4 protein-coding genes are annotated in these 12,805 nt (G+C 65.0%); 3 read left to right on the top strand and 1 reads right to left on the bottom strand.

All coding sequences use genetic code 11. The annotated features are described in order from the left end of the window. The 3 genes from LY13_RS16220 to LY13_RS16210 all read left to right on the top strand — a co-directional run. Positions 1–328, top strand: a 328-nt coding sequence (locus LY13_RS16220) for a transposase family protein (protein WP_253829291.1), incomplete at its 5' end; no start/stop codon positions are given. Between the two features lie 148 nt (positions 329–476). After that, complete coding sequence (locus tag LY13_RS16215; protein WP_253829290.1) at positions 477–11,243, top strand: LamG-like jellyroll fold domain-containing protein; 10,767 nt, start codon at positions 477–479, stop codon at positions 11,241–11,243. Between the two features lie 529 nt (positions 11,244–11,772). Next, complete coding sequence (locus LY13_RS16210; protein WP_504965171.1) at positions 11,773–12,054, top strand: YxzC family protein; 282 nt, start codon at positions 11,773–11,775, stop codon at positions 12,052–12,054. Between the two features lie 325 nt (positions 12,055–12,379). Here LY13_RS16210 and LY13_RS16205 read toward each other — a convergent pair whose 3' ends face one another. Further along, on the bottom strand, positions 12,380–12,805 hold the full coding sequence (locus LY13_RS16205) for a transposase (RefSeq protein ID WP_253829288.1): 426 nt from the start codon (positions 12,803–12,805) through the stop codon (positions 12,380–12,382).

Raw genomic sequence — 12,805 nt, 5'->3', positions numbered from 1 at the left:
CGCCGCCTACGGCGAAGGCGCCATCGGTGCGTTGTGCGCGACCGCCACGAAAGGATTGCCGACGCTGGCCGACAAGGCCTACCAGGGCGCTGGGATCGGGATCCGCACTCCGTTCAAGAACCCGGCCGATGGCAACATCCTCGATGTCGACAACCGCTGCCACAACATGCTCCTCACCCGACTACGCTGCCTCGGCGAACGCGGCGCCGCCATACTCACCACCCGCTGGAAGACCCTGAACAAGATCACCCTCTGCCCCAGACGCATCGGCGCCATCACCAAAGCCGCACTCGTCCTCACACAGTTCGAACACGACGGACGCTACTGAGAAAACCTCATTGATCATTCCTGTGATCTCCCCTAACGTCCCGGCGCGTTTTGGTCTGTTCATCCGCTTCATCCACTTCGTGTATCGCACTGGATGAGTTCGATCAGCGCCGGGCCGATCGCGGCTCGGCAGACTGCGAGGGGTCTTCATGCAACCTGGGGGGTCGTTCCGCGGCATCCGCCTGTTCGCGATGACGGTTGTGTTCGCGCTGGCCGTCGGATCGGTGCCGTCCTTGTCCGGCCCGGATCTCGCCAGTTCTGCTGACCTGCCGGAACAGCGTCAGGGAAGTGCCGCAGACCGCGGACACGAGGTTTCCGCGGAGGAGACCAGCGAACGGGCGGGTCTGGCCGACGCGAGTCATAACGCTGAACCGGCCAATAACGGTCTCGGACCGGATGAACGGCGGAAGCAACCAGTGGTGGATGGTTCCGGCCAGGCCGAGACGGGCGTTGAGGTGCAGGAGACCGAGCCAGAGCGGACACGTCGGGCCAGCTCGCCTTCGCCGGACGCGACTCCGGAGAAGCGCGGCCCCCGGCACGCGGTCTTCGACAACGGTGACGGCACCAAGACGCTGCGTCAGTACCAACATCGCCGGAACTACCGAGCGGAAGACGGCAAGTGGAAGAAGATCGACTCCACACTGGTGCGCGGGAATGGTGGCGGCTGGAAGTCGAAGGCGGACTCGGAAACGAAGCGTTTCGCGCCGTCGGCTAATGCTTCCGAGGTCGCGCGGTTCAACGTCGACACCGACAAGTCCGTGGGTTTCGGCGTTGCTGGAGCGCGGGACGTGCAGGGCGACGCGTCCGGGCAGAGCATTACCTACCCGGATGTGCGTGCTGGGGCGGATCTCGAGATGCGCGCCACCGCCACGGGGATCAAGGAAACGATCGTGCTCGAATCCCCGGATGCGCCGACGGAGTGGAAGTTCCCGCTGGAGCTCGAAGGTCTGACCGCCCGCATGACCGACCACGGCGGGGTGGAACTGGCCGACGGCGACGGTGCGGTTGAGGCGGTGATCCCGCCGGGTTACATGGAGGATTCGGCGGTCGATGAACGCTCCGGCGACGGCGCCGTCTCGCACGACGTCAACTACGAGCTCTCCGGAGAGCCCGGTAGCCAGGTCCTGCATGTGTCGGCCGACCAGGAGTGGCTCAACGATCCGGCCCGCGAGTACCCGGTGTCGGTTGATCCGACGGTGGTTCGTAAGGACTCGAACGGGTCCACCTATGTTATGTCGCCGTACACCGACGACTACTCCGGCGAGCCGAACTTGAAGGTGGGGACATACAACGGCGGAGACAACGTGGCCGCCGCGTTCCTGAAGTTCGACAAGGTCTCGACCGACCTGTCCGGAATGTACGTACTGGGCGCCCGGCTGAATGTGTACAACACCTATTCGTACTCGTGCGACCCGCGGCCCGTGTGGGTCCGCACGGTGACCGAACCGTGGTCTGTCAGTGGCAACAAGTCGTGGCCGGGACCAGCGGCCGGTGAGCGTCTCGCTCGCAAGGATTTTGCCCACGGGCGGGATGGCTGCGGATCACGGTGGGTGAATATCGACCTCGGCACCGCCGGACGTGACCTGGTACACGGATGGGCACGTGGTGGACCGAATTTCGGCTTGCGGCTCGGCTCTTCTTACACGGACTCGTACGGTTGGAAGAAGTTCGCCAGCGCCGCATCGGCCAACCCTCCGGCGCTGGACGTGACCTATACGCCCTACTGGGCGCTGTACCGGGATCTGCAGATGACGGACACCGTCACCAGCACCGATGACGGAACGATGCAGGTCACGGTCACCAACGATGGCAAGGACACCTGGACACCCGACAACGGGTACGAACTCGGCTACCGGATCTGGGACGGCGACGGGAACGAGCTGCCATACGAGGAGTGGGCAGCGTTCACGAAGATGTCCAAGAGGGTCGAGCCGGGACAGTCCGCGACGGTTGATGCGCGGGTGAAGTCCTTACCACCGGGCGATTACACGATTCGCTGGGACATGGCCAAGCGGGGAGAGACCCGATTCTCGTGGAACGACGTGCCGATGTCGGCAAAGGTGAAGCTCACCATCCCGAACCAGGTTCCCGAGGTCGAGTCGATGTCGCCGCCGAGCGACTACGACGCGGGTTCACTCACCCCCACTCTGTTGCTGGAAGGACAGGACAGGGACGACTGGCCGGGGGATGGCCTGCAGTACGAGTTCCGGATTTGTGACGAGGGCGGGGACAACTGCACGTCCTCCGGCTGGCTCGACGAGGGAGTCTGGTCCGTCCCGGACGACACCCTGTCGTGGGGGAAAACCTATTCGTGGCAAGGCCGGATCACCGATGGCAAGGACTCCAGCCGCTGGACGCGTGCTGCCTACCTGAACACCAGAGTGGCGCAACCGGCGATCACCAGCAGGCTGGCGTCGGCATCCGACGCCGACAGCGACGTTGATCCCGGGGTGGGCAACTACACCAGAGCCGACACCGATGCGGAAGTGAGTACCGCCGGTCCGGCGTTGTCGGTGCGCCGCACCTACAACAGCCTGGATCCGCGTGGTGATCTGGTGTTCGGCTCGGGCTGGACCACCCGCTGGGACATGCGGGTGGTACCGGACGACGACGGCTCCGGAAACGTGGTGGTGACCTATCCGGACGGACGGCAGGTGCGTTACGGGCAGAACCCGGACGGAAGCTATGCCACCCCGGCTGGTGAGTCGGCTACCCTGGTAACCGACTCCGGGGACTGGGTACTCCGTGCGAAGGGCGGAACGACCCACCGGTTCGATGAATCCGGTCACCTGACCAGGATCACTGACGCTGCCGGGCGCAACCAGAAACTCGACTACGACGATGCGGGACAGCTGAGCAGGGCCACCGACGAGGCTTCAGGCCGGTACCTGGACTTCAGCTTCTCGGATGGGCACGTCACGGGGGTCACCACTGGACCGGATCCTGCGGCAACGTGGAGTTACGAGTACACCGGCGATCGTCTCGTATCCGCATGCGACCCGACCGGTGTGTGCACCAGCTACGGCTACGAGCAGGGTGGGCAGTATCGCCCGACCACACTGGATGCCAATCCGCACGGATACTGGCGGCTTGCCGAGACGTCCGGTGAGACCGCGGACAGCGAGCAACCGGGATACTGGTCCGATCGGACCGCGGACTACTCGGACGTAGAACTAGGACGCGAGGGGCCGCTCACGGACGTTCCCTCTCGCGCGGCGGGTTTCAACGGCACGTCCAGCTACGTGAAGCTGCACGGAAATCCGGTCCACGACTCCGAGCACCGCGCGGTGGAACTCTGGTTCAACACCAGCGCCGACCAAGGCGGCGTGCTGTTCTCCACCGGGAACTTTGTGCCGGGCGACGAGATCAGCGAAACCGGGTCGATGCCTGTGCTCTACGTGGGCACCGACGGCAAGCTGTACGGGCATTTCTGGAACGGGAATGTCGCCGGGATATCGACCAGCGACGCGGTCAACGACGGTCAGTGGCACCATGTCGTGCTCTCCAGCGAGCCGGATTCGCAGACCCTGTACCTGGACGGGCAGAAGGTGGGTTCGCAGGACGGACGCGTCCGGGACTACTACGGGAATGCCTACATCGGCGCCGGCGTCGTGACGACCTTGGACTGGCCTGCTCGTCCGGAACACAGCTGGGGCAATTTCAGCGGGCGGATCGGCGAGGTCGCCGTCTACCAGCGTCCTCTCGGTCCCACCACGGTGGCTGAACACCACGCGGCGCGGGCCGCTACGGACCGCCTGACGTCGGTGACCGAGTCCGGTGATGTGCGCAAGGCGAGCATCAGTTACGACACCGCCACCTCGCGCGTGACGGAGTACACCGACGCCAACGGCGGGACGCACCAGATCGGCATGCCGCGCGTCGAGGGGGACGGCCATCGATACGGCGCATCGGTGACTCGGTCGGGACCGGACGCGTACTGGCGGCTGGACGAATCGAGCGGTGACCGGGCGGGGGGAAAACCGGAGCTGCGCCGGGCCAGCTATTACGCCAAGGTCGGCACGCGCGTGTCGGGACCACTGCCCGACTCGTCGGCACGGCAGTTCGACGGGGAGAAAGCCAAGGTCACACTGCCGATGCACGCGGCCAGTGCCAACAACGAGATGTCTGTTGAGCTGTGGTTCAAGACCAGCTCGGATGAGGGCGGCGTACTGTTCTCCCAGGGCAACTTTCGCCCTGGCGACGAGATCAGCGAAACCGGGTCGACTCCGGCTCTGTATGTGGGCACCGATGGCAAGCTGTACGGGCATTTCTGGAACGGTGAAGTGTCCGGAATCGCCAGTTCGGACGCCGTCAATGACGGCCAGTGGCACCACGTAACGCTGTCGGCCACGAGGAACCAGCAGACGCTGTACCTGGATGGCGCGAAAGTGGGTAGTGAGTCCGGGCAGATCCAGACACGCTACTTGCATGCCTACGTCGGAGCCGGTGTGGTGACAACCGCTGGCTGGCCGGAGCGGCCCTCGGACGCCTGGGGGCACTTCGACGGGGCGATCAGTCAGGTCGCACTGTATCAACGGCCGGTCTCGGCGGATGAGGTCAGCACCCACTACACCGCCCGGGGCAGTCGCGCGGACTACCGGAACGCGGTACGGGACAGCGGCCCGCTCGCCCTGTGGGGATTGGAAGAGAAGTCGTCCGCACTCAGAGCGGAATCGGATCCGGCGCTCTCCCACGGTACCTATCACAATGTGGGTCGCGATGCCGTGCCTGCGATGAACTCGGCAGGAGCCGCACAATTCAACGGAGCGGACTCCTACGTCCGTCTTCCGGACGGGCTGGTGCAGAACCGCACCCGTACGTCCCTCGAGCTGTGGTTCAAGACCAGCTCCGACGACGGCGGCGTCCTGCTGTCCAATGCGGACTCGTTGCCCGGAGATGCGGAAACCTCCGGCGCGATGCCCATCCTCTATGTCGGAACAGACGGCAGGCTGTACGGGCATCTCTGGAACGATAAGGCGAAAGGGATCGTTACCGACGAGACGGTCAACGACGGCGAGTGGCATCACGTCGCGCTCACCGCGAACCTGGACTGGCAGTGGCTGTACCTGGACGGCAACGAGGTCGGGCGCCAGAAGGGCGAGATCGACAGCAGGCGGCGGCACCACTTCGTCGGCACCGGCAAGATGACCCAGGGGCCGGACTGGCCGGCGCGTCCGGACGAAGCATGGTCCTACTTCGACGGGTCGATCGGCGAGGTCGCCATGTACCGTCGCGCGCTGAGCTCGGCCGAGGTATCCAAGCACTACGCCGCCAGTGTGGCCGCGCACAGTGTGGAGGTGACCGATCCCGCCGGGAATGTCACGCGTCGAACCTACGACCCGACACGTGGCGGCAGACTGGTGTCCCGGACGGATCCGGGTGGCGGAACCACGGTGTACAGCTACGACACCGGCGGGTTCGTGCGCACCATCAACGACGAGAACGGCCACGTGACCCGATTGCGGCACGATGAACGGGGCAACCGGCTGTCCCGCACTCGTTGCCGCACGGACAACACCGAAGCGTGTTACACCGCCTACTGGTCGTACTTCCTGAACGAGGACGATCCGCTCGACCCGCGCAACGACAAGGTCACCGAGTTCCGGGATGCGCGCTCGGTCGGACAGGGCGACGGGCGGTATCTCACCACCTACAGCTACACGAGCACCGGGCAGATCACGGAGATCAAGTCTCCCGACGCCAGCAATGGTGCACAGCTGTCGCAAACCCGAACCTATACCGACGGCACGGAATCAGCACCGGATGGCGGAACCCAGCCGCCCGGACTGTTGGCCACAATGACGGATCCGAAGGGCGGAGAGACCAGCTACGCCTACAACAGCGCGGGAGACCGGGTATCCGAGACCGACCCCGTGGGCTTGATTACCGAGTACAGCCACGACGGGCTCGGCCGGGTGACACAGGGATCGGTCGTGGTCACCAGCTCCGGGCAGACGAAGCGGACCACGTTCGACTACGACGCGGCCGGCCGCATACTGTCCGAGACAGATCCGCAGGTGACCAATCCCATCACCAATGAGCCGCACCAACGGCGCTTGGTGAACAACTACAACGCGCATGGGCGACTGGCGTCCTCGACCGTCGAGGACATCGCTGGAGATGATCCGTCTCGTACCACGAAGTACGGCTATGACGAGCTGGGGCGACGAAACACGGTCACCGATCCGGAAGGCGGTACCGAGCAGGTTACCCACGACCAGTTCGGCGAGGTGCAGCGGCGGACCACCAAGGCCGGAACGGTGTTCAGCTATGCCTACACTGCCGACGGACACCGCTTGGCGACCACAACCGTCCATGACTTCACCGGGGACGGCGGAACCGGGCGTGACGTGGTCCTTGAATCCCGTGCCTACGACCCGGCGGGAAGACTCGCCGAGGTGACCGACGCGATGGGTAACACCACCGCGTACACCTATTACAACGACGGATTGAAGGCCACGGAGCATCTTGTCGGCTACGAGGATCCGGACACCGGCGAGACCCGCGACCTGCTGCTGAGTAGCTATGCCTACACCGGGCACGGCAAGGTCACCAAGGAAACGCGGGGACAGGGCCGATACTCCACGGTGACCGAGTACGACCCGGGCGGTCGTGCCTACCGGATTACCGACTATGACGGGGATGAGGAGCTGCGCTCCACGCGTACCCGGTTCACCGAACTGGGCAACCCGTCCAGGGTGATCGAGCGGAACGCGGCCGGCGATCAGCTGACGAGGACGGCCTATGCCTACGATGCCGTGGGCGAGACGATCCGGGAGACCGTCCATCCGGGCGGCGGCGACACCCTGGTTACCACGACGCAGCGGGACGAACGTGGCCTGCTGGTCAGCGTCACCGATCCACGCGGTACCGCGGAGGGAGCGGACCCGGCGAAGTTCACCACAGAGTACGAGTACGACCGGCTCGGACGCGAGATCAGTGCCACCGGTCCTGCTGTGCAAGTGGAGTCGAACGGTGAACAACCGTCGACCTCGCGGCCGGTGAGCAAGACCGGATACAACACGTTCGGTGAGGTTGTCGCCGAGCAAGACCCGAACGGCGATGTCACGCGCCACGGTTACGACCGAGCCGGACGGCAGACCAGCACGACACGCCCGTCGTATACTCCTCCGGGCGCCGATCAGCCGATCTCCGCCACGACCACGGCGTCGTACGACGCCGCCGGGCGGGTGTCCAGTGGAACTGACGAAGCCGGGCACACCACGAAGTTCGAGTACGACGAGCTGGGCAACCAGCGCAAGCAGATCGATCCGTCCTTGTCCGGCGACGGATCAGGCGGGGTCACGACCGCGACGTATACGGCGACCGGCTGGCAACTGGCCGTGCGGGATGCGAACGGCGCGCGCACGCACGCCACCTACGATCAGCTGGGTCGCAAGATCACCGAGTCCGTGGTGGAACGCGAGCCTTCTCCGGAGCAGGCACTCACCACGAGGTTCCGCTACGACGATCTGGGCAATCTGGCGACGAGGATCGACCCTGCGGGCCGGGCAACCACCCTGGTGCACAACGACCAAGGCGATCCGGTGTCGATGACCGACGCCGCTGGTACGGAAATCACCGCACAGTACGACGCGGCCGGGCGTCCGGTGGAGGTGAGCGATCCCGCGAAGGCAACCACTCGCTTCTCCTACGACAACGCCGGCCGGGTTACCTCGGAGTCGGATGTGGCTTCGGGCGGCGACGTGTTGGCCACCCGAAGCTTCGGCTATGACCGTGCGGGCAACCGGACCGAGAGCACCAACGAGCTCGGGCACACCACGACTCGGGAGTTCGACGCGTACGACCAGCTGCGCGCGGTGACTCGCCCGGTGGACGGGGACACCTCGATCACCAGGAGCTACGGCTACGACGCTGCGGGGAACCTGACCCGCGCCACCGACGGCGACGGCAACGCCACGGTGTTCACGGCCAACTCGTGGGGGCTGACCGAGTCGACGATCGAACCGGCCACCGAGCAGACACCGGACCAGGCCGATCGCACCTACACCGTCGCCTACACCGAGCGCGGCAACGTGTCGAGCCTGTCCAAACCGGGTGGCGTGACGATCAACAACTCGTACGACCCGATGGGCAATCTGGTGAGCCAGACGGCCACGGGCGCGAAGGCCGCCACCGCGGATCGGGAGTTCACCTACGACGAGACGGGGCGGATGCTGAGCGCTTCGGCCCCGTCCGGGGAGAACACGTATGAGTACGACGACCGTGGCAATGTGGTCGCGGCACACGGTCCGTCCGGCTCTACCGAGTTCTCCTGGGATGACGGCGGGCAGCTGACCAAGGCGGTCACCGATGCGGGGACCGTGGAGTACGGCTACGACGCCGCGGGCAGGCTGGCTTCGGCGGCGGATCCGGTGTCCGGGACCACCGCCTCCTACGGCTACGACGGGGCGGGTCGGATATCGACCGTGGATTACGGGGACGGCGCATCCCGCTCGTACGAGTACGACGAGTCGGGTCGGCTGCTGGGGGACACGGTCACCGACGGCGGTGGAAGCCAGATCGGGTCGATCTCGTACGGGTACGGCCCGGCGGGCCGGCTCGCCTCGAAGACCACGACCGGCGTGGCCGGGGCGGCGGAGAATACCTACACCTACGACCGGGCAGGCAGGCTCGGTTCGTGGAGTGACGGGTCCTCCACGACGAACTACGAGTGGGACGCTGCCGGGAACCTGGTTCAGCGTGGTGACGAATCGGCCACCTACAACGCGCGAAACCAGCTGCTGTCCTTCGGGGACACGTCGTACTCGTACACCGCGCGCGGCACGCTGTCCTCTCGCACGCAGGGCGGGCAGACGACCGACGTGGTGTTCAACGCCTTCGACGAGCTGGTCTCGGACGGTGGCACGAGCTACTCGTACGACGCGTTGAACCGGCTCGTGAACGCAGGCGAGCGTCAGCTGTCGTATGTGGGTAAGAGCCTGGACATCGCCTCGGACGGGTCGAGCAGCTACACCTACACGCCGGGCGGTGACTCGCTGGGTGCCGCTGGTGGGATCGCGTGGTCGGATCGGCACACGGATCTGGTCGGGGTGCTTGATCCGGCTGAGGGGAGTCTGGCGGGTTCGCGGAGTTTCGGTCCGTTCGGTGGGGTGACCGCGTCGGGCGGGGCGCAGCCGGATGTGGGGTTTCAGGGCCAGTTCACCGATGCGGGCTCGGGCAACGTGAGTATGGGCTCGCGGTGGTATCGGCCGGGGACGGGCGCGTTCGCCTCGCGGGATACGGCGGCCCTGGACCCGCGGGATGGGGGGAATGCGAATCGGTATGCCTATGCGGGTGGGGATCCGATGGCGCGGGTCGATCCGCGTGGGTACTTCTGGAGCGAGATCTGGGACGGGGTCAAGTCGGCAGCGAGTACAGCCGTCGATGTGGTCAAGGAGGTGTCCGGGTACAACGATCTCAAGGGCTGCGTGGGTGGTTCGTGGGGTTCGTGCGGGTGGTTCGCTGCCGGGTTGACGCCGTTCGGCAAGGTCGCAAAGGGGGTCAAGGCCGGCTATCGCGGTGCGCGGAAGGTCGTCGGGGGTGGTAAGGCCGGTTCTGCCGGTAAGTCGTCGAGTCGTCATGCCGGGACGGGTAAGACGGCGAAGCCGTCGCCGAAGCGGTCGTCGAAGCGACCATCGAAGCGGTCGTTCCGGCGTGATAGCGGGCGCGTGGTGCGGTCCGGGGCGCGGTCGGTGGTGCGCCGCTCGGCGGTTGTGGGTGTGCGTGGTGTGGTCTCGTCGGGTGGTTCGGCTGCCTCGCGGGCGGCTGCGGCGGCTGCGGCGCGGGAGGCGGCGCGGGTGGCGGCCCGGCGGGCGCGGGTGCGTCGGGCGGCGTTGACGCCGGCGGCGGCTCCGCCGAAGTCGGTGGCGATCTCGCCGGGGGTGCAGCGGCATCTGGATCGGTTGCGGAACAAGCCGACGATCGATCTGGGTGTTGTCGGGGGGAAGGCGGCCTCGGGTGCGGCGGCGGCGCGGTTCGTGCCGGACAGTGTGGGGGGTGCTGCGCGTGTGTCGGTGTCGGCCGGTCCGGCTCGGTCGGGGTCGTCGGTGCCGTCGGTGGGGCCGCCGAGTCCGGATGCGGGGTTGCCGTCGGCCGTGCCGAAGCGGGGCACGGGCTCGGTGTGTCGGTCGAACAGTTTCGTGCCGGGGACCGAGGTGGAGTTGGCTGATGGGTCGCGTCGGCCGATCGAGGAGGTCGAGCGGGGCGACCGGGTGCTGGCCACGGATCCGGAGTCGGGTGAGCAGGGTCCGCGCGAGGTGACCGAGGTGATCACCGGTTCGGGGCGCAAGAGCCTGGTGGAACTCACCGTGGACACGGACGGCCCCGCCGGTGACGAGACGGGCAGCGTCACGGCCACGGAGGGGCATCCGTTCTGGATCGACGACGAGGGCCGGTGGCTGGCCGCCTCGCAGATCGAACCCGGCGACCTGCTGCGCACCGCCGAGGGCGAGCGGGTGCGGGTGGTGGACACGGACACCACCCAGCGGACCCAACGAGTCCACAACCTCACCGTGGAAGGCATCCACACCTACCACGTGGAGGCGGACGACCTCGCCCTCCTCGTCCACAACACCGGGCCCTGCGGCATTGACCTCGAGTCGGTATCGGCTTCCGGAGCGTTGCCGGATCGTGGTGGGTATTCATTCGCCGGGCGGGCCCTGCAAAAGCATGCAGGGCGAAATGGAAACCCAAATCAATGGCCAACGCCTTCAGGTGTCCAAAATCCCGACGCTTGGAACGGGACGGGTCAGGATATGCTCGACGAGATGCTGACAAACCCGGGGAGTGTAACAGAGAGTAATAGGGCGCGTGTTTTTAAAGGTGCCTGGCAGGAAGTGATAGACATGCGCATCCCGGACGGTCGGGGTGTCAGGTTTACGCCGACTGGACGCTTCGTGACCTTCTTGGACTAGAACAGGAGTTGCACATTGTCGCGTGAAGTCTTCGAAGGGCGAGAGGTTGAGGTCATTAGGTTATTTGATCCTGACATGGATCAATGGGTGCTAGAATTTCACGATTCTCTTCAAGATAAGAGGGGTCAGAATCTTGCGATATGCGTCCCAGAAGGGGGCGAGTGGTCGGATGCGGTCTTGAGTATTGATCCCCAAACTCCCGATGTTCCTATCCGCTTCGTTCTTTGGTCTATCAGGCTAGCTGAGCAAAGGTTTACTGAGAACGGATTCCTCGGAGATTCGCAGTAAACTGGCTGCCCGGTCGCGAGCAGTTTCGTATCCTCGTGATGAGGGCACGGGCAGCGTTACGGCCACGGAGGGGCATGCTTTAAGCCGATGACGAGGGTCGTTGGCGGGCGACCCCGGCGATCGAGTCGGGCGATCTGCTGCGCGCTGCCGAGCGCGAGCGGGTGCGTCAGGTTCGGCCCGATTTTGATGGCCGTAAGGGACGACATTATCTGTTTGACGCGGCGGGGAAGTTGGTGAAGTCGTGGTGAGTGTCCCGAGTCGGGATGAAGTGCGGCGAGCAATCGTGGACTTGCTGGAAGGGCGCCGGTCTCGGGAGGAGGTCGATGACTGGGCAGCGCCGTGGCGTACGTTGGATGATCTTCCGGAGATAGACGATCGCCTGGTGTGGGATACTTTGGGCACGCTTTTTGGGTGTGCGACGTTGGATCCGTCTGATCCGGAGAATCCCGTCTATCTTCATGATGAAGTGGATTTTCGTGCGTGGTTGGAGGAGTTTGATGCGGCGGTGGCGCGTGGGGAGTAGGTGAGGCACGGGTCTGTGATCGGTCAAGGGGTGCGGTATGACGTAGAGGTTCCATAGAGGAGGGAAATGTACCGAACATTCGAGGGTGACCACCTGTATACCGGGCTGGACGATGCGCCGGACGTTCAGGTAGTGACGAAGCCGAATGGGAACGGGGTCGAGATGTCGATAGGGTACGTGTCGGCTCTCGCAGGGGGACGAAGGACCATCGTCTTCTTTCCTGCGGTATTTGAATATCGGTGGGTCGACGACGATTACAGTAGTGTCTGGCCACACAAGGATGACTACGAATTTTCATTGATCGAAATATTGGATTCAGAATATATCAGACGAATGGTTCAGTCCGCACCCTTTGGGCGCAGTTCTCCGGGTTACGAGCTTGGCGGGGTACTGAAACTGGAAGATATTCATCATTATCGGATTGGCTTCGATGGCCACGGAATATATGATATCGTCTCGACGGAATGTTCCGTCGAGGTTCATGAGCTGTCGCCGCCGCCCGCCTGAACACCTCGTTCTCCTGGTCCAACAGCCGATTACGGCGCTTGAGCTCCCGCAACTCGGCCGCTGCGTCCGAGGGCACACCCGGCTTGGCGCCGTCCTCGCCATCGGCCGCGCGCAGCCATTTCTGCAACGTCTTCGGATGAACACCGAGATCGCCGGCGACCTGCGCCAGCGTCACACCAGGCCCGCGGTTACGCGCGCCCTGGACGACGTCCTCACGGAACTCACGGGGATAGGGCTTGGGCAC

Origin of the sequence: Prauserella aidingensis (assembly GCF_024171865.1) — a bacterium.
Lineage (GTDB): Bacteria > Actinomycetota > Actinomycetes > Mycobacteriales > Pseudonocardiaceae > Prauserella > Prauserella aidingensis.
Note: the sequence above shows the minus strand (reverse complement) of the source record. Positions and strands in the feature narration are given on the sequence as shown.

Excerpts from the sequence above, each read along its gene's own strand:
- LY13_RS16215 (WP_253829290.1), top strand. The coding sequence starts at position 477 with ATGCAACCTGGGGGGTCGTTCCGCGGCATCCGCCTGTTCGCGATGACG.